General features: G+C 65.1%; 12 protein-coding genes and 3 pseudogenes. 7 read left to right on the plus strand and 8 right to left on the minus strand.

Translation table 11 applies throughout. The features are described 5' to 3' along the window. Window positions 1-95 precede the first annotated feature (95 nt). The 4 genes and pseudogenes from ABZ854_RS35105 to ABZ854_RS35120 form a co-directional block, all read right to left on the minus strand. Window positions 96-368, minus strand: a pseudogene (locus tag ABZ854_RS35105) (LLM class flavin-dependent oxidoreductase); the annotation flags it as partial. Window positions 369-417: 49 nt separating this feature from the next. Continuing rightward, window positions 418-2024: pseudogene (locus ABZ854_RS35110) on the minus strand (protein kinase). Window positions 2025-2186: 162 nt separating this feature from the next. Continuing rightward, complete coding sequence (locus ABZ854_RS35115; RefSeq protein WP_361219537.1) at window positions 2187-3146, minus strand: threonine/serine dehydratase; 960 nt, start codon at window positions 3144-3146, stop codon at window positions 2187-2189. Window positions 3147-3235: 89 nt separating this feature from the next. Beyond that, the gene (locus ABZ854_RS35120; RefSeq protein ID WP_361219514.1) at window positions 3236-4291 is read right to left on the minus strand and encodes a hypothetical protein; all 1056 of its coding nucleotides are present in this window, start codon (window positions 4289-4291) and stop codon (window positions 3236-3238) included. Between the two features lie 1619 nt (window positions 4292-5910). On the opposite strand from ABZ854_RS35120, the gene ABZ854_RS35125 reads away from it, so the two are divergent. Further along, complete coding sequence (locus ABZ854_RS35125; protein ID WP_361219540.1) at window positions 5911-7407, plus strand: LCP family protein; 1497 nt, start codon at window positions 5911-5913, stop codon at window positions 7405-7407. Window positions 7408-7863: 456 nt separating this feature from the next. Continuing rightward, complete coding sequence (locus tag ABZ854_RS35130) at window positions 7864-8502, plus strand: cyclase (RefSeq protein ID WP_361219517.1); 639 nt, start codon at window positions 7864-7866, stop codon at window positions 8500-8502. Between the two features lie 70 nt (window positions 8503-8572). On the opposite strand, the gene ABZ854_RS35135 is transcribed toward ABZ854_RS35130, so the two are convergent. The 4 genes from ABZ854_RS35135 to ABZ854_RS35150 all read right to left on the minus strand — a co-directional run bounded on the left by ABZ854_RS35135 (window position 8573) and on the right by ABZ854_RS35150 (window position 15385). Beyond that, the gene (locus ABZ854_RS35135) at window positions 8573-10555 is read right to left on the minus strand and encodes a hypothetical protein (protein ID WP_361219520.1); all 1983 of its coding nucleotides are present in this window, start codon (window positions 10553-10555) and stop codon (window positions 8573-8575) included. Window positions 10556-11555: 1000 nt separating this feature from the next. Next, entirely contained in the window at window positions 11556-12119 is a 564-nt protein-coding gene (locus tag ABZ854_RS35140; RefSeq protein ID WP_361219522.1) for a thioredoxin domain-containing protein, read from the minus strand. 266 nt (window positions 12120-12385) lie between these two features. Beyond that, window positions 12386-13942 carry a SulP family inorganic anion transporter gene (locus tag ABZ854_RS35145; RefSeq protein WP_361219525.1) on the minus strand — a complete coding sequence of 519 codons (1557 nt, stop codon included), beginning with the start codon at window positions 13940-13942 and terminating at the stop codon, window positions 12386-12388. Window positions 13943-14932: 990 nt separating this feature from the next. Next, window positions 14933-15385, minus strand: a complete 453-nt coding sequence (locus tag ABZ854_RS35150; RefSeq protein ID WP_361219528.1) for an ion channel — start codon at window positions 15383-15385, stop codon at window positions 14933-14935. Between the two features lie 432 nt (window positions 15386-15817). On the opposite strand from ABZ854_RS35150, the gene ABZ854_RS35155 reads away from it, so the two are divergent. The 5 genes and pseudogenes from ABZ854_RS35155 to ABZ854_RS35175 form a co-directional block, all read left to right on the plus strand. Then, a complete protein-coding gene (locus ABZ854_RS35155) occupies window positions 15818-16756 on the plus strand; it encodes an ETX/MTX2 family pore-forming toxin (RefSeq protein WP_361219543.1) in 939 nt (312 codons plus the stop codon). 394 nt (window positions 16757-17150) lie between these two features. Continuing rightward, window positions 17151-18116 (plus strand): hypothetical protein, encoded by a 966-nt coding sequence (locus ABZ854_RS35160; RefSeq protein WP_361219531.1) that lies wholly within the window; start codon window positions 17151-17153, stop codon window positions 18114-18116. Window positions 18117-18919: 803 nt separating this feature from the next. Further along, window positions 18920-19429: a hypothetical protein gene (locus ABZ854_RS35165; protein ID WP_361219532.1), complete on the plus strand. Its 510-nt coding sequence runs from the start codon at window positions 18920-18922 to the stop codon at window positions 19427-19429. Window positions 19430-19463: 34 nt separating this feature from the next. Continuing rightward, on the plus strand, window positions 19464-21212 hold the full coding sequence (locus ABZ854_RS35170) for a hypothetical protein (protein ID WP_361219535.1): 1749 nt from the start codon (window positions 19464-19466) through the stop codon (window positions 21210-21212). Window positions 21213-21767: 555 nt separating this feature from the next. Beyond that, window positions 21768-22012 (plus strand): annotated as a pseudogene (locus tag ABZ854_RS35175) (hypothetical protein); the annotation flags it as partial.

The raw sequence follows: 22012 nt of genomic DNA on the forward strand, positions 1-22012 counted from the left end.
ACTCCGGAGGATAGGGACGAGGCATGACTGCCAGCCTTCCGTGAAGGGCTGTCAGTTAGCCACCAGAACTGGAACCTGGGAGGTGGGGCAGGTCACAGTGTCGCCGCCTTCTGCGCCACCACCGCCGGGTGGTAGCGGCCCGTCGGGCAGGTCACGTACGTCATCAGCGGAATCCGCGAGGTGGCCTGCGCGGCGGCGCCGAGCACGCTCCAGGCGTACGGCGAGTGGCCCTGCGCGCGCAGCCACGGAAAGTAGTGGTCCGAGGTGACGGAGAAGTCGAAGCCCGCCTCCTCGGCCCGCACCAGATGGTCCACCAGGTCCCGGGGGCCGGCCTGCTCGGTCATCATCGTGTATCCGATTCTCACCATGGGGCCCGAGTCCCCGTGGTGCGGGGCGGAAAACGGCCGGGTGCCGGGCTCACTCGTCCGGCACCCGGAACGTGCCCAGGAACGTGCGCAGCGCCAGCCGGCCGGCGGAGTCCTCCCAGGTGGCGGCCGTGGTGGTGAAGCGCAGGGAGAACCCCTGGTGCCCGCCCACCAGGAAACCCCGCCCGAAGGTGTGCACCCGGCGGTCCCCGGTCCCGGCGAGCCACTCCAGGTCGGCCGCCTTGTGGCCCTGGTAGGTGGTGGCCCGGACATCACCGATCCGGTGGTAGCCGTCGAGCCGCTCCAGGACCGGCTCGACGGCGTCCCGCCAGACGGCGACCGGGTCCGGGCCGAGTCCCTCGCTGTGGGTGACGGCCAGCGCCGGGGCGTCGCCGCCCGGGCCGAAGGTGATCCGGTAGGTGTGGCCGGTCCCGCGAATGGTGGACAGCCGTTTCCACCCCGGCGGCAGGGCCACGGAGAAACCCTCCGGCGCGGTCAGCCGGCGGTAGCCGTCCGGCAGGGCGGAGGCCGAACCGGTGCCCGCGCCGGGCCGGGCGCTCGCGGTGCCCCCGCCGGTGCCGTCCGTGCGGGTGGCCGAAGGGGACGGCACGGCGCTCGCCCCGGGTGAGGCGCTCGTCGTGGAGCCGCCGGGCAGGTGGTGGGTCGCGGCCAGCGCGGCGACGGTGACGGCGAGGACGGCCAGCGCGCACCCGGCGGCCAGGGCCCGTCGGCCCCGGCCCGGCCCCCGGCGCCCGAGCGCCGCCCGGACGCCGCCGTGCCGTACGGACCCGGCGGCAGCGCGCCGACCGCGGCCGTCGGCCGGCGCCGGGCCGGCCTCCTCTTCCTCGTCGAGGGCCCGGACCAGGGCCTCGCGGACCACCGGCCGGGTGAGCCGCTCGCGGGAGTTCTTGCGCAGCAGGCCCTGCACGGTCTGGTGAGGGAACCCGTGCGCAGCGGCGCGCGCAACGGCAGCCGGTCCACCGCCTTCAGCGTGGCGTCCGGCCGGCCGCGGTCCCGGAACGGGGGACGGCCCTCGACCATCGTGTAGAGGATCGCCCCGAGCGCCCACAGGTCGGCGGCCGGTCCGAGGCGTTCGTCGCGGGCCTGTTCCGGAGAGGCGTACGACGGTGCGGTGACCCGGGGCACCAGGGTCGCCCCGGCCAGGCCGAAGCCCGCGACCAGGGCCGGACCCCGCGCCCGCACGAATACCTGGTCGGGGCTCAGCTCGCCGTGCGTGATGCCCGCGTCGTGCGCCGCCCGCAGGACGTCGAGCACGTCCAGACCGATCCGGGCCGCCCGGCCGGGCGGGAACGGCCCCTCCTGGTGGAGGAGTTGACCGAGCGGTGTGCCGTCGATCCACTCGGTGACCGTCCACAGCGTGCCCGCCTCGACGACGGCGTCGACGACCCGGGCCACCCGGCCGGGGCACAGCAGCCGCATGGTTTCCGAGGTCCGGACGATCCGGGCGGTGGCCCGCGGCGCCGAGTCCGCCGGGCCGGGCTCGGGCAGGGCGGTCTGCGCGACCAAGCGGGGCCGGTCCACCGCCACGTCCTCGGCGTACCACCACAGGCGGTTGGTCTCGCGGGCGAAGACCTCCAGGAGCCGGTACCGTCCTGCGACCAACTCGTGTGCGGACACCTGCGCCTTGCCCATGACCATCCCTCGCTGACACACCGGTTGCCGTTGTGCACAGAGGTACGCGGGCCGTGCGGGGGTGTGTTCAAAGAGTCGCGGCTCCCTGGACAACGCTGTCTTTCGTTCAACTCCCCGGAGTGGTCCACGGGATGGGAGCGGGCGTCTCCGGCCGGCTTAAGACGCCGGTCAGCCCAGTCCGAACCCGTCCGCCCAGCCGAGGACGTCACCGGGCGACGCGTTGCCCCCGCAGACCACCAGCCCCAGCCGGACGCCGTCGCCGACGCGCGCCGCGACCTCCCGGGCGGCGGGCAGCAGACAGCCCGCGGCCGGCTCCGCCCACAGCTTGGCGTGCTCGGCGAGGTCCAGGCAGCCGCGTACGGCCTCCCGGTCCGGGACCACCAGGACCTCCTCGACCAGCGCCGACACATGGTCGTAGGTCAGCCGTGACACGCTCGGCGCGCTGAGCGTGGTGACGAGGGAGGACACCGGCACGGGCACCGGCCCGCCCGCCTTCAGCGCGGCCGACATGGCCTCGGCGCCCTCCGTCTCCACGCCCCACACCCGCACGCCCGGGCGGCGCTCCCGCAGCGCGGCGGCCACCCCGGCGATCAGACCGCCGCCGCCCACGCTGACGAGCACGTCCGTCAGCTCACCGGCGTCCGCGGCGAACTCCAGTCCCACCGTGCCCTGCGCGGCGATCACCAGCGGGTCGTCGAACGGGTGGACCAGGGTCAGCCCCTCGTCGCGCAGCCGGGTCACCAGCTCGAAGGCGCTGTCCATGCCGTCGGTGAGCCGCAGGGACGCCCCGGCCCGCTCGGCGGCGGCGAGCGACCGGGCGGGCGCGGTGCGCGGCATGACCACGGTGGCCTTGACGTCCAGGGCGGCCGCCATCACCGCGAGGGCGATCCCGTGGTTGCCGCCGCTGACCGCCACCACGCCCGCGGCCCGCTCGGCCTCGCTCAGCGACAGCAGCTTCGCCACCGCGCCGCGCGCCTTGAACGAGCCGGTGCGCTGCAGCAGTTCGAGCTTCGCGGTGACGGGTACGCCGAGCAGTTCGGACAGGCCGGGGCTGTCCGTGGTCGGCGTCCGTACGACGTGCCCGGCGATCCGCCCGGCGGCGGCCTCGATGTCCTTCGGGCCGATCAGCGTGCTCACGGTGGTTCACCTTCCCGGCGCGGGCCTGGGAAACCGCGCCGCTCGCACCCTGACCCGTGGCGCCGCTCAAGGTCAACCATTTACGACGGCGGCAGCTGCTTTCCGATTTGCTGGATGACGCCTGCCAGAGACCTGAGGTTGCTGACGATCGCCGTGACCTGCTCAGGAGCAGGATCTGTTTCCACCTCTTCGGTCTGTTCCTCAGCTTCTTCCGCAGCTTTTCCAACAAGGTCGCGAACCGCGGAAATATGAGCGGTGTTCCATTGCATGAGCAAAATCAAGACGGCCTCGGAAAATTCGGTTATGGAACGAACGTGGTGATCAGTGGGAATGATGCCCAAAATTTTGCGGAATTCGGTGTATGATTTCCTGACAAGCGGATAGTATGTGCCCGCGATCTCGCCTGCATACCAACTGTTCAACTCGGCGCTGGCAAGAAGATATTTATTCCTGGCGCCGTCCGTCAGGACCGACAGCTCCTGGCGTACGTTTTTCTCCTCCGTAAATGTGCGCTCGAAAATGTCGCGAACCTCTGAGGAAAATTTGAAGACCTCGGCGGCTTTCATTCCCGGGTAGTCGACGGTACTTCCCGTGTCGCCGCGACACATGATCAGGTAAATGTCGGAATACTTGGCCAGAAGGCCATCACAGTCATGCGAGGTCTTGCATGTGCCGGTGCAGAGGCGAATACGGCTGGGCAATTGGCTTCCGCCCACGACAATTGTTTCTTTAATTTTGCCGGAGATCTTTTCGATAAGGGATATTTGTGCTGCCGTGAAGGGCGCCAATTCGAAATTTGGTATTGAGTTGGACTCTGATTCGGTTGCCTGAGCTTCACCGCTGAGTATGTGGGGAAGCGCCATCACTGCGATATTTCTGCCTGGGCTGGTGTAAAGATGCACCCTATTGCCGGTGCCGACGGGTACCGATGCAGGCGAGCCGGAGGTTCCGTGCCCCACCACGAAAACCCCTTGACCTTTCGTGGATTTGACCTCGTCCTTATGTGGAATGGTCTTGCCCGTGGAGGGAGACTTCAGGGAGTCAATAATCTCGGTGGACGGGATGTTCTCTTTCAGGAAGCTGGAGACTACTGGTGGAATGTGGTCTTTATTAAGTTCAGGCGACGGACTGGCCATACCGCTCCTCCCTTCCACTCATTCCCAGTATTTCATGAGTGGCTCAGGCGTGCCAGACTGGCCCGACAGGCCGACCACGGCCCGCCGTCGCGCGTGCGGAGCTCCTCGAACTCAAAGAGCAACCCGCCGTCGCTCGATGGATTGGCGCTGGTCCCCTCGGTAGGTTGACCGGACCCGTGTTGGGAAAGGGAGCGTTTTTGGTGCATCTGACGAGCTGGCAAGCTTCTTGATCAGATCGCTGACGCCCTCTGATCCTTCCTCGCTGACGTAGGCAGCGCTGAACCCCGCAAGCTGTCGATTCGTCAGCCCGTACATACGGCACCAGTCGATGCACGGCCGTCGCGAAGACCGCCGGCGGTCACGATCCGCCGCGCGGCGCCGGGTGCCGACAGCCCGCCCCTGGTGCGGGTGTGGCGGCTCGTTGAGTCCCTGTCCTGGCAGGCCGGCGCGTGACAGCGGAGAGCTTGACCTCCGGATGGCGGTCACGCGAGGCGGCCAACCCGGTTACCTCAGCCCGGTGTCTACAGGAACTGGCAATTGTTCGGAGGAATGGGATCAGCGCGCACGCCTTGGGCCACCCCCCCAGACCTGGCTGGGATGAACCCGCCGCCCGTCGTGAAGCGTCGATTTTCAGACGATATGCAGAAGCGCAACGGTGTTTTCAACCTTGGTGAGTAGAAGAGGAGATGAGTCCTCCGCCTCACGGACGAGTCTCGCACATAGAAGGACCCGAAATCCCATGGCTCCAGCGCGGTTCCAAAGGCGGCCCGACGAGTGGACTTTTCCGGAGTGGGCGGCGACACTCGGCCGTCCAACTCACGACGGGGGAGGCATCCTTATGCTCAGGCGATTCCCGGCCCTTACCGCGAGCACTTTCGTGCCGTCCCCGCTCGCCCGGGCACCAGCACGCAGCCGCTGGCCACGCAGACCCGTGAATGCCGGCAGCGCCCCAGCGGCGTTCAACCCGGGTGGGGGGTCGGCCTGCCTCACTCCGACACCGCCAAGTCGTCTGCGACTTCCCCTGCGTGACCGTGACCGCCGGAGGAACGCCGCGTGCTGTGGTGTCGAGATGTGTCTCCCCATGAACTGTTCTTGAACGACAGCTAGTTGATGACAGGAGAGCAAGTGGGCAGACGCGCTACGGCAAGGCTGGTGACGGTCAGACGTCCGCACCCGCTTTTACGTACCGCCCCGACTCCGTGTCCTGAGCCCCGTTCAGGTCACCGGCGGCACGTTCCGCCTCACACGGGCCTTAGTGCACGTGATGTAACAAGGACGACGGTGCATGGGGGCGCGAAAGCGGGACGGGACACGTCCAGATCAGTCGGCGGGGACTGAACCGGGCTTGGCCGGATTGTCTCGACTACGCGGCGCCGACGTGACGCAAACTTGACGTATAGCGGAAGTGGATGATGAACGACTCGGGACATGGCCCGCTCGGACCGGTAGAACATGGTCGTACGGTCCGGGTATCCGCGCAGGGGACAGGCGGTTGTGAAGGCGTCCCCTTGCCCTACGAAGGCGCCGCCGCCCGTACGGCTCCTGGCGCATCCGGCCCGCGGTCGCATCGGCGAGCCCGTACGCTACGGAGGGGCAGGCGCTTTGTGAAGTTCGCCTCGATGTGCATGTTCATTCTGGTTCTGGCGACCGCGGGCGTCGGCTGGTGGTTCTACGAGCGCCTGAACGGCAAGATTCACAGCGTCTCGCTGGAGGGAAGAGGCGGCGCCGAGACGGCCGATGCCTTCGGACGCAAGCCGATCAACATCCTTGTCATGGGATCTGACGGCCGGACCAGTAAGGCGGACTGCAAACTCGGTGGCGGCTGTGCGAGCACTGGGGTCCAGACCGGCTACGGAAATGCCGACGTGCAGATGGTGGTACACATATCCGCCGACCGCTCCAACACCACAGTGATGAGTATTCCTCGCGACACCATGACCCGCATACCTTCCTGTAACGACGAGGAGACCCACGCCTCCACGGCCGGCTACTACGGTCAGATCAACAGCGCATTGCAGTACGGACCGGCGTGCCAGGTGGCTACGACCCATCAGCTCACCCGAATTCCCATCGACCATTTCATCAAGCTCGACTTCTCTGGTGTGGTCAAGATGTCGGACGCCGTCGGAGGAGTCGCCGTCTGCGTCAGCGACAACGTCTACGACACCTACTCACACCTGAAGCTGTCGAAAGGCACCCACACCCTGAAGGGCGAGGCTGCCCTCCAGTTCGTTCGGGCCCGGCACGCGTTCGGCGACGGCAGCGATCTCGGCCGCACGCGTACTCAGCACCTCTTCCTCGCCGCGTTGCTCCGCAAGGTAAAGAGCACGGACCTACTCACTCACCCCACCACCCTCTATTCGCTTGCCGACGCAGCTACCAGGGCGTTGACCGTCGACGACGGTCTGGGCAGCATCGACAAGCTCATCAGCCTCGCAAGAGACCTGAACAAGGTGCCCGCCGGCCGCGCGACCTTCACCACGATGCAGAGTGATCCGGACCCTGACGACAGCAACCGCGTCGTACCCGCTCCGGCTGCCGAGAAGCTGTTCTCCGCGATCGCCCAGGACGTTCCTCTGTCCACGGGCTCGGGCAAGAAGTCAGGGAAGGCCCCTGCGACCCCCTCGGCCACGACGGTGCCCTCGTCGCGGATCGCCGTGACGGTACAGAATGGCACCAGTATCACCGGCCGGGCCTCCGCCGTCGCCGAATCCCTGATCGGCAGGGGCTTCAGCTCCGCCACCACCGCCTCCAATGCTCCCGGTCCGGCGAAGGCCACCACACTCACCTACGGCCCCGGCCGGGAAGCCGAGGCGCGTACCGTGGCTGCGGCGCTCGGCATCACCGGCTCCCACCTCAAGCAGGGCCGAGACAGCCGACTGACGTTGGTGATCGGAAACGACTGGCCGCGCGGCACGGGGTACCCGAATGAGCCGACGCCGCCGGCATCCGCCTTGAGGAACGAAGCGCTGGCCGACGCACACGTCTTCACGGCTGACAGAGCGGCATCCTGTGCCGAGGTCAGCCGATTCGCGACAGTCAATGTGAATGGCGTTTCCATGACGCCGACTCAGGCGTACGCTGCGGCACGGGAGGTGCCGGACTCCGACTCCTAGGGAAGCCTGCTAGCTGGCCCAATCCGTGGGGGAGATTTCGGGTCGGGCGGAGTCCACGCCGTCTCGTGGTACGAGGCCGGCGACCCATTCCGAGCCGGTCTCGGACGTCGTGCGGTCTCGCCGCCTCCCTCCCCCTCAGCTGAAGCCACGCCTGTCGCCGATCCGCAGAGACCTCTTCCCGCACCACAGCAGCCGGTATTCCACTCCACGGCGGTGAGCCGTACCGTCAGCCGTCCGCTCGGACGGGCAGCGTGCAGCAGACGTCTGGCTTTCCCTCCTCGTACGCGACCGGCACCGTGAGCGCAGCGGCGACAAACGTCAAGTCCGCCGCACCGGCCTTCCGGCTGGGCCGTGCGCCTTGTGTTCTTGCACTCCGAATGCTGTCATGCACACGACTGGCCGACCTCGTTCATACCGCGTGGTCGCGCTTCCTTCACCCATGCCGAAAGGGTGGTCATGCGTTCCTTGTCTTCAACGACCCGGTTACTGGTCCTGCTTGCTGCCGCAGCCGCTCTGGGAGGACTGACCGCCGGTCCGGCAATCGCTCAGGATATGCCGGTTCCCCTCCAGTGCCAGGCATCGCCCTCCTTCACTTCTCCGCAAAGCTTCTCGCTCGACGCGGGCGCAAATGCCACAGCGCCTGATCGCGTATCGCCGGGTAGTACCTTCACCGTCACGATCGCCACGGACGCGCTTACCGTGCCTCGCTCTGTGAGCGGTTACACCGTCAAGTCGATCAGTGGCCTGAACCTGACGATGCCGATTCCCGCTAACGCGACCGTGGCCGGCGTCACGCTGTCCGGGGGTTCGGGGCTGGGATCGACTCCCTCCGTTGCTGTGAAGGGCAAGGACATCGTCCTGAGCGTGCCCGGCCCCATAGCAGGCGGAGGCACTTTCACCCTTCCGCAGGTCAATCTGCAGTTGACGGCCGGGGTTGCGGGCACAGTCATCAACACCCAGCTTGGCGGCAACAGCTATACAAACCCGGGTCTCACCTTCTCGGCCGCGGTGCCGATCTGGATCTTCACGCTGAGTGTGCCGACTGCTTGCTACCCCTCGCCGGACCCCGTGCTCAGCTCGACGGCGGTGCAGTAGCCGACGAGCGGAGGGCCGGGTGGTCAGAGCCGAGCCGCGGCTCTGACCACCCTTTGGCGCCCGGGCCGATTCACACGATGATGGTATCCGCTGTTTCCGCGCGTGCTGCTATGAAGTCATTGACCGGCTTATTGGTTTCCTTGTCGGTCAGGGGGTCGTAGTACCACAGTTGGGCCTGTGGGATCGTATCGCTTGCCACTTCGTATCCGAAGACCACCACCCAGTGGTTATCATCGCCAACCATGACCAGGTGATTGGTGTCGATCATGCGCTGGTACTGGTCGAAATTGAGGCTCTTTCCGAGCAGGGTGGTATGGGGAACTTCAGTGGTGGGGAATGTGGGGTGCCCCCACTGGAGCAGTCCGCTGAGTGAGGCCTTCCAGCCGCGACCGTACTGGTCCAGTTCCATCACCTTATGGACGCTGGTGACGCTCGCCCCCGGGCTGAGGGTCTTGGCTGCCTCGTCGTAGGCCGCTAGATAGGCTTGCGCGCTGCTACTCCTCCTGCCGGAGGGGGTTCGCACGTAGGCGTGAGCGACGTCGTCGACGGTCCACTCGGCCTCGTGGGCATTGGCTGCGGTCGCGGTGGCCGCTGCGTAGCAAAGACTCGTGTTGAGACCTTGGGGGATGCCGCCTTTCCAGCGGTCGGCCAGGCAGACCTTACGCTGGGGCCGGGCCGGCCGCTTGCCGGGGGCCGTGACGGAGGCGAAGACGGCTCCGCACGCAGGGCATTCGGGCCTCGGGACGCAGTCCTGGTGGTAGTAGAGGCCCAACTTCGACTGTGGTTCGTCCTTGATCCTCACGCGGTGGCTGTCCACTTCGAAGAACGGACACCGGTACACGGCCGATTCCTGTTCTTCCTGTTGAGCAGGTGCGAACACAGGTTCGCGGCAGATGGTACAGAACGTCGCTTCTTCATATTTTGGAATGTCATACTGCTTCGGGTGCGGATAGTCATCCACCTTCGGATGCCCGCTTAGAGCGCTGGAGCTCCAGCGGCCGGCCTCTTTGTCCCAACCGGGCAGAGACTGATCCGACACCGACTCCGACGGCGGTGGTGTATCCGGAGTGGCTGGGCGTTTCTCCTCATCTTGGTACCCGTCATCCATGTCAAGGTCGGCCGTGGTCGACTCAAGCAAGTTGAGCCGTATTGTGTCACCCGCCACGGTCAACGCCCGAGTTGTCGCGTCGATACCAGCTATCCAGACGCTCACCCGGGTGCCGCGTCCGTCGATGAGGTATCTCTGATTTCCGTCCATGACGATGTACAGGAAGTCGTTTCCGTCCAAACGAACAGGTAGGCCTTCGAAGTGCACCGGTCCGCCACCGCGGTAAAGGAGCCTGTCGCGTTGGATGACGAATGGCGCTTCGTCGCCCTCTACGCCGTCGATCTCGTCGGAAGGCGTCTGTACCTTCCGTTCCCTGCCCAGCCCGGACGTATCACGAGTGGAAGTTGTAGGCCATTCTCCTATTTCGATGTCTCGGAGCGCGTCTTCCGTATCGCGTTCATCCCGCAAGAAATCTTCCAGGGTCTCATCATCAGGGGGTGCCTCATCATCGCCCTCTTGGCCACGCCGTACCAAATTCGCTTCCGTCGTTATACCGTTCCGATTCGTATTCTCGCTGTCCAGTTCTTCATCTGAATCCGGATAAATTTCAACATCTTCCTGCCTCTCACCAAGTTCGATCTGCCGGCCGTCCCGTCGTAGTAGAATGCCGTTGTAGGTGACATCCGCGAAACGTACCTTGCTTCCGGCGCACATCAGGAGATGAAGGCCGCCCTCTTTCGCGACGTAGAGAACTCCGCTACGTGCCACACCTATCCTGCATCCATCGATGCGGATGAATTCATTGGCGTCGCCCCAGGTAAGCCAATCATTTGTGATTTTGAGCTGCCGGTTACTCTGACGTTCAGCGGGATGGGTGTTCGTTGTCTTATTTTCCGCGAGCGTCTGTACATGCTGGGGGAGTCCGTCGGGCAATGGGTTGCCGCCTAGAAACGAAGCAACGGATTGGGAGATGTCGGACTGATCTCGTTGTGGAGGCTGACTCATGATCATTCCTGGTCCTGTGGAGTGCCTGCTTCCGTGAATCGGTAGCTCCTCTCTCCGGTACCTGTATGAGTTGCGCTCCATTGCCATCCTCGCTCACCCGAACAAGGATTGCTCGTCTTGGGTGCCTTCGCGCCGGCAGGAGAGAGATGTGGCCGTGCCGGAGCGGCCGCAGAGCGACCGCACGGCAGCCTCCGCAGCAGCAATGCTCCTTGACGACGCATATGATCTCCCGTGAATGGCCCAATGGGTGGCGCAGCTCCGTTCGAGCCTTTCCGGTGCGCAATCAGCGAGTGACAGTGGGTCGCGACCGTCCTTCCAGGCTGACGGGGGAGAAACCGCTGGCGTGCAGTCGACCGACGAACCACCATAGGTCCGACGAAAGCGATGTCACGCTCACAACGCAACGCTCAGAAACTCCTTGCTCACGCATCCTCAGTTCGTGGTCCGGTACCACGCCGCTCTGCAGGATGCGGAGCGGACCGTGCAGCAGGAGAGTGTGCCGCCCCCTGGGGCGACCGCCACTCAATCGCGGCCGCTTCCTGGGGACGTCTTCGGCTGGGCCGTTCTCGACGAGGACCGAACCGAGGCGGACAGCACTGGTGGATGCTCTTTCCTGCTGCAGACCTCTCAACGGGACATGTGGGCCCGTGTCCCTGCGAGCAAAGACGGTGAATCTCCGTGGCTTTTGACCGCTCGGATGCCTTCACGACGGCCGACTGGAACGCGCGCCCCCTCACGACGGACAAATACAGATACCCGCAGACCGGCACGGTCCATGAGGTTCACGGTCTCTGGCACCGGCCCGGGGAGTCGTACGCGCTCGTGCTGCCTGACGGAGACATGGAATTCCTCTCTCTGGAGGGCGCGCGCGGGCACTTTGCCCCCGGGCGAGCAAAGTGTGCTGGCCGCTGCCAGGAAACCGGCACCCTGGCGCCGTTCTTGACACCCGGGAGCCGTATCTCGCGGACGAGCCGCCGGGCCCCTGCCCGTGGATTCTGCCCTAATGACGCCGATGCAGAAGGGAGTCCAAGACTTTGGCTATCCCCTTGCGGTCGTACATGTGATGCTGGGAATCGACAGGGACAGCGCGGCCGTTGACGTGCATGGATGGTGTGCCTGAGGCCACTGCCTCATACGCGTGCTCAGACCGTTCCACCCAGGCGAGGTGCTCCAAGTGCTTGACGTCTCGGTCGAATTCCCTGTCCCGGAGCCCGGGGACGGTGTTCGCCGTCCTCAGGAGGAAGCCGGACTGGTAGCCGTCGAGCTGCTCGGGCGGCTGATGCGCGTACAGGGCGGCATGGTACTCAGGGAAGTGTCCGGTGCGGACAGACGCGCGCATGGCATTGGCGGCCCGGACCGAGCCGGACCCCCCGAGCCTGTCGTCGAGGAACGAGGCCAAGACGTATTCGATTTTCACGTCACCCCCCCTTGCCAGGCGAGAGAGAAGCGGTTCGGCAGCGCGTTCGAACCGTGCGCAGAAGGGGCAGCGAGCGTCCTCGTAGATGCGTATGGTGTTCTCGGCTGCGCGATTGCCCACCACGATGGATGTTCTGTCCGGCGCCATGTGCGAGGGCGTCAGCGCAGGCTCGCGTGCCGATCTGTGGCCGGACGCCGGGATGTTCGGGCCGCATGCTGCAGTCAATATCGGGCACAGGCCCAAGGCGAGCAGCAGCCACGGTCTCCGCCTGCTTACCCCAGTGGTGTGATCGGAGCGACGCAGGATGCTCAGTACTGGTTTCATCGGACCCTGTGGAGAAGTGAGACGTTGCTGGGCGGCCTTGCGGTGCCAGGGCAGCGCATACCGCTGCGTCGGCCGAGTTGGGCCGGGCTTCAGGCCGCGGCCGTAGGTTGCCGAGTGCCGCGGGCCGGCGGCGGTGTCAGGCGTACCGGCTGTGCGCCTGCCGTGCCGTGGTGTTCGGCCCAGTGGTGCAGGGCCAGTCGGCAGGCGTGATCGAGGTGATGGAGGCCGGAGAGGTCGAGGCGGACACGGCGGTCCTGCGGCAGCGATTCCAAAGCGTCGAGGATTTTCGGGAGCCGCAGGAAGGTCGCATTGCCCGAGAGACGCGCCTCGGTGGTCCCGGTGCCGGTGTCGACGACTTCCAGCCGGACGTGCGACGCCTCCCAGGCGGCCTTGGCCACCGACAGAGCCAGACCGATCAGTACGCCCTCAAACATGCTGACGGCTACGATCGAGACCGCCGTGGCCACCAATATCAGCGCTTCCCCGCGTTGTTCGCCCCACAGACCGGCCAGGGAGCGCACGGGGACGAGTTTGGCGCCCGCGTGGAGGAGGACGCCGGCGAGGGCCGGGACGGGGATCAGGGCCAGCGCGTCGGGCAGGAGCGCCGCGAACAGCAGCAGCCAGACGCCGTGCAGGACACGGGAGGCCTTCGTCCGGGCGCCCGCCTGGACGTTGGCCGCGCTGCGCACGATCACCGCGGTCATGGGCAGCGCGCCCAGCAAGCCGCAGACCGTGTTGCCGGCGCCCTGGGCGATGAGTTCCCGGTCGTACTGGGTACGCGGTCCGTCGTGCAGCCGGTCCACTGCCGCCGCGCTGAAGAGCGACTCGGCGGACGCGATCAGCGTGAACGCCAGGACAGTGCCGAGCACGCTGACGCCGGTGAATGCGCCGAACGCGCTCAGGGGAGGGGGCTGGACAGCCTCCAGCAGACCCGTGACCTCCACGGTGGCCACGGGCAGGTTCAGCGCGAACGCGGCCGACGTGGCGAGGCCCACAGCGACCAGCGGGCCGGGTACGACACGGATCCTCGCCGGTACGCGTTTCCACAGCACGAGCACGGCGACCGTGCCCGCACACAGGGTCAGCGAGACGAGCCCGCTTCTGTTGTCCAGGGTAGCCACGAACGCCCCCGGCAGACCGGTCAGCTTCGCCAGGCCCGGGCCCGGGGCCTTTGTGGCCAACGCGGGATACAGCTGTCCGGCGATGAGCACCAGACCGATTCCGGCCAGCATCCCCTCGACGACCGAGACTGAAATGGCCCTGAAGTAGCGGCCGATTCTCAGAGCGCCCATCAGAATCTGCAGGAGGCCGGTAGCCAGCACCAGTGCACCGAGCATCGGCAGGCCGAACTGCTTCAATGCCTCGGACACGAGCACGGTCAGCCCGGCTGCGGGTCCGGACACCTGCAGGCTGCTGCCGCGCATCATGCCGGTCACGAGGCCGCCCACGATGCCTGTGAGCAGGCCCAGTTCAGCGGGGGCCCCCGAAGCGACGGCCACGCCGACGCACAGGGGCAGCGCGACCAGGAAGACAACGAGGGAGGCGGCGAAGTCCCGCCGCAGATGCGGGAAGCGGCCCGTCCGAGTTTGTCGCGACGCTTGGGAAGACGCGGTCCGAGGGCTGTCGTTGTTCGTCGAAGTGCTCATCGGGCCTCGCTGGCACAGGAGTGGGGAGTGTCCACCGCTGCGGTGCCAGCAGACATTTCACGATGGCAGGTACGCGGGGAACTCCGGCTTCCCGCCGGCCGCCGCGCAATGCGCGGGTGCGAATGCTGCCGCACGACCTGGGTGAGCACTCGGTGCGGAACGTCTGTGGCGACCTGTGGCCCCTCGACGGCACGGGTCGTACGAAGGGCCGCCGAGGCCCACCCGTCGTCGCCGCCGTGCGCAACGGCATGGGGCAGCACGAACAGAGCGCCTTGAACTTCCTCCGCGCCCGGGGCCCCTGCCATCGATGAGTCCGTGCGACTCGCGGGCCCCACCCGCGACGGCCGGTTCTGGGACGTTGGGGTGGGCGCGTCGCCCGAATGCGCCGGCACGTGCATGGTCTTGCTCCTCGTGGTGTTCTGTCCCGCTTGGGCAGGTGCTAAGTGGAGGGCGGGTTGTGTGGTCGGCCCCATCGAAGGGCAAGGCGCTGACACGGTCCGGTGTTACCCCGCGCCCCTCGAGCGTCGTGAGGCGCTCTCGGTGCGACGCCTCCCGAGGTTGGTGCAGCGCGAGGGGCCGGGGCATCGACGGTGCTCGAATGATTACGGGGAGGTTCGACCCACTGTGTCCGCTCTGGCTACTGCAAATCGTTTTCACTTGCAGTGCAGCGAGTTTAGGCATGCGGGGTGTAAGCGGAATCTAAGGTCGTGGGCACGGAGGCGCCGGCGCCGCGCCGATGCCATGTCGGTCTCGGCGGTCGCCTGGCTCGTTCTGGCACCATCAGCGCGTCGTGTGGCGGCGACTCGGTCCCCGGCCGCCGTGTCGTTGGCGCCAGATCCCTGACAGCTTCCCGCCGCGTCCGATGGAAAGGCCGGGCTCCGCCGCCAGGTGCCGCGGGACCACCGCGATGTCGTCCCGCTTCAGGGTGCGTCGGGCGAGGATCCGTCCGCCCGGTTTCGCGTCCACGAGTCCAGCCTCAGTGACCCCGGCTCAATCGGCGCCTCGGTCGCGGTTGAGCAGCTGCTCCAATCGGTCGAAGCGTTCGTGCAGGGCCTCGGTGGCGGCGTCGCGCAGTTGGTGTGCCCGGTGCCGTCGCTGCTCGCGGGCGACGAACCAGGTCGCCAGGGCAGCCGTGACCATACCGTACGTCGTGATGCCGACGACCATGACGACGGCACCGACGACTCTTCCCCAAGCTGTAACCGGGTAGAAGTCGCCGTAGCCGACGGTGGTCGCTGTCTCGATCGACCACCACAGTGCCCTCGGATACGACGTGAGGTTCGCACCGCCGGCCCCGGCTTCGGCGGCAACGACAGCCCAGGAGCCGCCCAGCATCACCAGCGCCAGGACCGCCGTCGCTGTCCCGGCCGCCTTGACGTGCAGTGACCAGCTTCCTCGGCCCAACAGCGATGCGACCACCCTTGCAAGGAATGCAGGAACCACGAGCAACTCCTTACGCCCGCGATCAGTCTCCGCGTTCTGGGCGATCCGCGCATGCTTGACGGGCTGTTCGAGTCGGCACCCGTGCCGTGCCGGTCACCTCGACCGAGAACAGCAACGTCATCGCCCGCCTTTCGCTTCATGCGTTATGTGTGTGGACTACGCGTTTAAGCGTAGATAAATGAGTTCCACGCATTATTTGCAGTATATGCAGCGTGACCTGTAAATGATCTTTTATATGGAATATACACTCCGGGACCTACGCTCCTGATGTTCCTGACGGACGTATCGGCGATAGGGACGCCGGCAGTGCGAACGTAGCTAGTTACGGAATATCTGGCAGCTCGGCAGCGGCTGCCAGGTCATTCCTGATAAGCAAGATTTCATAAGCGCACTGGAAGTGCGCACTCCGAATCGGGAGGGCTCGTGCAAAAGATGAACGGTGCACTCAAGGTAGTAGCGGCGATCGTTCCCGTCTCGTTGGGCATGTCGATCCTCGTACCGACCACCGCTCACGCCGAAGCACCCACGATCGTCAACCTGAACGACGTCACGGGCACGCAGGCTATTTACTATGCGGGTTACGCCGAACCCAACGGGCAACTCATGAGCCAGGACACCAGCCGGATCTCCTCGGCAAACGCGTCGGCTGTACCGGTGGGCGTGGAGCAGACCTCTCCTGCTGACACCTGGTACGTGGGGTCAACAACGCTTAACAATCCAAGTGACTATCCGCAAACCATGACCACCCAGTCGTTCAGTCGGGCGATCAACACCACCTTGAGTACTACTCTCACGACAGGCTTGAGTACTACTACGACCGCCAAGTTCGCTGCGCCAGCGGGCGGCGCCGGCGTCGATCTGGCGCAGACGATCAGCTTCAGTCAGGCCGAAACGCAAACCACCAGCGACCAGCAGACCTATACGGCATCCGCTCAAAACATCTTGGTGCCCCCTCACATGAAGGCTCAGGTGTACGTCGTTCTGCAGTCCGTCAAAGCCGTCGGGAACATAGGCCTCCATGCGGATCTGATCGGAAACGGGGACTACAAGGTAAAGAATTGCAGCCCTCCGTCCAATGATGCCTGCATCGGTCAAAACCTCACCAACGTACCCCTGTATGATCTGCTCGGACCGAACACGAAGTACGGCACGGCGAAATATCATCCGCCGGCCCTGCCCAGCACCTTCTCTCTAAATCCCGCCACGCGCACCGTCATTTTCGACGGAACCGGCAAATATACCGCCACCTACGGTACGGACATGTCGGTCTCGGTGGACTTGACTCCCATTGATGCCCAATCCGGCGACTCCTCTTCCCAGCCGGCACCCACTCCCTACAGCTACTCCGTGACGCCGAAGGTTTCCGGATGAGCGGGGACCAAGGCGACTTACTGGAGTGGCGGAGAACCGGTGTCACCCCAAGATCACCACCTCGGCTTCCTGGTTGCCCCCGCAGAGCTTGGTCCGGCCTGGTCTAAGGTTGTCGAAGATTTCGCCGTAGGAGCGGGATGCGGCCTGGGACCCTATGGCCGCGTCATCCTCCCTGACTCGATAAGACTGGACAGCCGGCTCGCCCCCGTTGTCGATCGGGAAAGCGCTCTCGACTGATGGACACACCGCACTGTCGACGGTCGGCCGACGGATTCGGCGACGGCGGGGCGAGTCTCGGCGTCGAGATGATCAGGAAGCTCAGTGGGGTGCGTCACGCTCCCGGCTGAGGCAGCATCGAGTGAAGAAGGGGGTATGTGACCCAGCGGAGATGCACATGGATCCCAGAGAACCTGCCGTCCAGCCACCACAGCAGGCTGACGACTCCGGCCCGGGAATCCGGGATCTCCTCAAGACAGCATGGGCAGACCCGGTCCGGCTGCCGGAGGGTATGGCGCTGCACGCCGTCCAGCGCGAGCACGCCCATGCGGTGGCGGCCGTCGCGCGTCTGAGGGCGGACCGGCCCGGGGCGAGTGCCGAAGACCTGGGAGAGGTCGTCGTCGCCCGCGGAGTACGACGGACCGTGATCGAAGGCAGCGCTGTCGGTGGCCCCTTCATGATCCTGGTCCCTTTCGCATTTTGCGCGGCCTGGCTTTCCCAGGCCCGAATGGTCTTCGAATTGGCTTCTCTGGCTGAAACCGGTGGCTGCCCCCGCAGACGAGCCGCAGAGCTGCTCGTCCTCCAGGGTGCTTACGCCACGGCCGCGGAGGCCGAAGTCCGGCTGGCCGCGGCGGCGCAGTCACGTGACACCGTCTCCCAGGGCCGCTTCCCGTCAGGGACACGCCTGGCCTGTCTGCGAAGGCTCGCGCTCTTGCTCGGCCTCATCGAGCCGGAGCGGCACGACCAGGGCTGGCTGCGCCGCGCGGCCGGCTGGCTGGTCACGGGCCTGCTCATCGTCGCGGGGTTCATGGCGCCGCTCCTGTGGATTCCAGTGATGGGCGGCTCCTATCGCCGGGCTACTACTCGCCTGGCCCGCCGGGCTCAGGCCTATTACCGCGGAGGGAGTGCCTCGGGAGCCGGCGTACGCCGCCTCTCCGCCTGGCAACCGGCAGGCGTCCTGATCCTTCTGCGCACCGGATTGTCCCTGATCGTGCCGGTCGCCGCGCTGCTCGTCGCGGTGCGGGCCGACCTGCGGTTGTCTGGTAGCCGATTTGTCGCGGCTGCGGCTGCCGCCGTGGTCGCCTCGCTCGTCGTCGCCACGCTCATGGGAGCGCGGCACTGGCGTCGCCGTCACACATCGTGAGCCTGGTGCCAGTACACCGGAACGGCAGGTTTCATCGAGATCACCCCGGTCGCTCGCCCTCTCGTGCAAACCGCCGCCTGCGCGCACTCTGCCATCGACCGGGCCATGTGCGTGCCGCGCTCATGGACCGAGGCCCGGGACCGCGCCAGCTGCCCTCCCCGACGCCCCGACCTTCGTCACCAAGCCCTAATTCCCCGCCCGCCGTCCAGGTTCACGGCCCGGCGAGTGCTGTTGCTGTTATGTCCACTTTCTATCTTATTTCAGAGAGCGGTTGGAGCGGTCGTCCCGTCCCCGGGAGGCGTGGTGCACGCCGCTGATGTATATTGCGGCGTCCCGACGGTCCTGGTGGTGGTCGGCGGCCGCGACGGCGGCCATAAGACGAACGGAAGAAGCAACGGGCACAGAGACCCCCTTCGTCCCGCACATCCCAGCCTTGGTCACGGATGTGGAACCCGCCTGCCAGTAGGGTGAGTTGTCCTGGTGAGCGGCCGGTCGGCTGCGCATCCACACCATGCAGCACGCCAGGTTGACGGCCCAGCAACGCTCCGCCCCTTGCGATCACGGTCCGGAGAGAGCTGCGCACCAGGTCGCGATGCCTGAGCAGCGCGTTCGCCCCCGAATGCGCCCCCTGCCGTGCGGAGCAAGAATGGGATCCAGGAGTGCGGAGCCGGGAAATCCATGCGTGCTGTGACCGGGCTGCGGTTCCCGCACCAGGCTAAAGGATCATCACCCTGGATGAGGCGACGGCAGTCGGGGCGCCCGGGCTGGATGCCCCCCCGAGGTACCAGTGATGAGGTCATGCCATGAATCAGCCCGTACAGGACATTGCAGGCTCAGTGGCGGGGTTTCTGGGGCTTGGTCAACCTCCGGCGGGTACGGGGGAAGCGGCAAGGCGTCTGATCACCGATACCGCATTCTCCTCGTCCGACAGGCCGATCACCGATGAAGTGATTCCCATCCACCAGCTCCCCGGCTGGGAATCCCTTGCCCACGAGTCATGGGCCCAGGGCTGGTACGCCCTTCCGGCACGAGACGGCTACAAGTACTGCTACTCGGCTCGTGAGGCGCCTACGCGAGACCACCCTGGTTGGGGAGACACCCGCCCCGCCCCGCCGTTGGTTGAGACGGACGTCACGACCGCTCCCGTGGAGCAGGTCGCCGCCGAGATCGTCGATCACACGGAAGACGTTCTTTCCGCACTCTGCGACTCTTTGGCCGAGGACGAGTCCATCACCGTGACGCCGGAGCTCAGGGGCCAGCTCAGAGCCATGTTCGAGGAGGAACGTATGAAAGCGCTGGAGAGCCTGGAATAGCCCATCGCCGCAGAGAATAGAAGGACGGAATACGATGACTTCTTCACCTGAGGAAAAGAAGCTTCAACGGGCGCCCAGCCTCATGGATGTGGAAGATTTGTCTCCTGATCGATATTCCAGCATCAAAGAAGCAATGCAGCTGTATTCGAGTTATGTGAAGGAGAGGGCGGAGGAAGCTCGGCAGCATACAGGGCAAGACCCTGACGAATTCATCAAATATTTCGTGCCCATCTACGGAAAGTTGGAAGCGGAGAAGAAGAAGGGGGTGCCGGCTAAGCAGCGCACCGTCTGGCCTGTCGAAAGTGCGGCACTCCCGTCGACAAAGGGGACGGCGGAACAATTTCTGGCTCAACTTTTTACTGACTCCGGAGACATAGTTAAGGGTAGCGTCATAATGGGGTCATGGAGGGATTATGGGCTGGCGTCTCCGCCCAGGCCAAAAGTGGAAAACCGGGTGCAGCAGCTATTGAGTGAGCTGTCCGTCGCGCTCTTGGAGACGTTTGCAGTGAAAGGTGATTTCGAATTTGAGTGCATGGAGGTAAATGGACGCGTATTGGCGTGCCCGAACAAGGCGCAATCGAGCGAAAAAGCGACAGGTGGCAAGAAGAATTTGCAAGGCGTCATCACCGGTATGCAAGACGTCATCGCCGCCAGTAAGAAAGCCGGTAAGAAAGAGAAAGAGGTCAGCGTCAAGGACATAGTGGTTCTCAAGCAAATTGTCTCCATACTCGACCCTTCCAGCGGCCCAGTGGATGAGGACGCTATAAACAGGATGGGCCGACTGCTCCATGACGTGTCATCTGTCGATGATACGCAAAAAGCCGCCTTCATTTCCGTACTGAACGTCATAAAGAAGAATCTCAAGAAGAAGCCGATTGCTGGGGGGGACGCAGGCAAGATCGCAAAGTGGATCACTGACAGCGAGCATGCCGGTGCGCTCATGGTAATGACACCGGCCAAGGAGGGTTTTCACTCCGAGCAGAACCTGCTGCTGGCCTATCTGAAGTCTGGCGCGAGCGCACCAGTCATTGTCGCAGGAACCAAGCGGCCCTGTACCGGGTGCTATCTGTCCTATCGGCTCGCGGAGCTGTCAGGGCTGCCGGTCGAATTCGGCCACCGCCCCGGGGGGGCGTGGGCGGGCGCAACCGGGCTGGGTCTCACGACCATCGCCGGCGCGCTCGGGATCGGTCCGGAGAAGCTTAAAGAAATCATTCAGCAAGAGCTGACCAGCGCCGAGTTCAACCAATGGCTCACCGGAAATGAAGGGGATGAACCCGAAGAGATCAAGAGTAACCTGTTTGGAATAGGGTTTAAAGCATCGAAAAAGAAGACACCTCGAGACAAGGACGACGAAGGGCACCGTAAAGACAGATCCAGGTCCCGTAGCCCGCGCGGGTTCGGAAGGTTTGCGCGACGAGACCAACGTGAACGGGACGAAATTGCGGACGACTCTCCCATGTTCATCGTCCCGCTTGCCCCCGACGAGCCCGGTCACGCAGCCATCGACGAGTCGGATTTCGAGGTGCGCGCTCGGCCGGTGCGCATCGGAAAGAGGGGTCCGGTGAAGCTGGCGGGAGGAAATTGCGCACTGTGTTCTGAGAAAGTGTCTGCGTCTGTGCAAATCGGCAGAAAGCAGAATACCGTAGAGATCCTTGCGATCGGTAAGCAATTGGAGGTGAATAAGAAAGCCGTTGCAAAAGAGACCTCCATGATTCTAGAGGATGGAGATATCTTTACTGTCGGTCATTATCGTTTCTTGGTGAGTAGTTCTAAACCCGAGTAAAGGCCAGGGGGCACGCTGGGCCGATACGTTTGCCGTACGGGCCCGGCGTCGCAGTGCATCGCGACGGGTGTCTTCCGGTAGCTGATCGGCCACTCCAACCCGGCGGTCAGGGTCGCGTGACGTCGAAGTACGAATACTCCGGCTGCGTCGGCGGAGGGACCTTGCAAGCAGCAGTTCGGGACTTGCCTGTGTGCAGGGGTCTTCGGCCAGGGCGTACCGCACGTTCGGCCATCGTGCTGGCCAATTGATCACCCCCGCGCCCTGGTTCTTCGCCCGACACGCTTCCCTTCGCGATCGGACACTCTGTTCAGGGACGCGCTGGATGCAAATTTGCACCAATGGTGCAATGTTAGTACCTTGCTCTCGTGTGAATGGCCTGTGTCAGCGGTCTCACGCTGCCCCACTGTGTGGGGTGCTTCGCATTCGGGCGACCTGACGGGCCATCACGTCATGGGCCCAGTGGAAGGTCCGGCCTGATTTCGGCGTCAGTGGACTAGAGAAGGGATAGGTGTGTTCGGCTCTGCCGACGGCCGGCGCATCGGTGATCACATGTTCATGCGCACGTTTTCCCGGAGGCGGATCCTCGGCCTTGGTGCGAGTGCGGCGGCTGTCGCGGGACTGGCCGGCTGCGGAAGCATTCGCTCCTCCCTTGGTGACCAGGACTCGGACAGCGTCAAGGGCGCGGACCCCGGCACTTCCCGCCCCGCCAAGCTCATCGGTGACGGCTCGACGTCGTTCACCGGCAGGCAGCCGCACCAGCCGGCCAAGCCCGAGCCGCTGGAGCCGGGGCAGACCCCGCC

The sequence above is a fragment of the Streptomyces sp. NPDC047028 genome, from assembly GCF_040644095.1.
Lineage (GTDB): Bacteria > Actinomycetota > Actinomycetes > Streptomycetales > Streptomycetaceae > Streptomyces.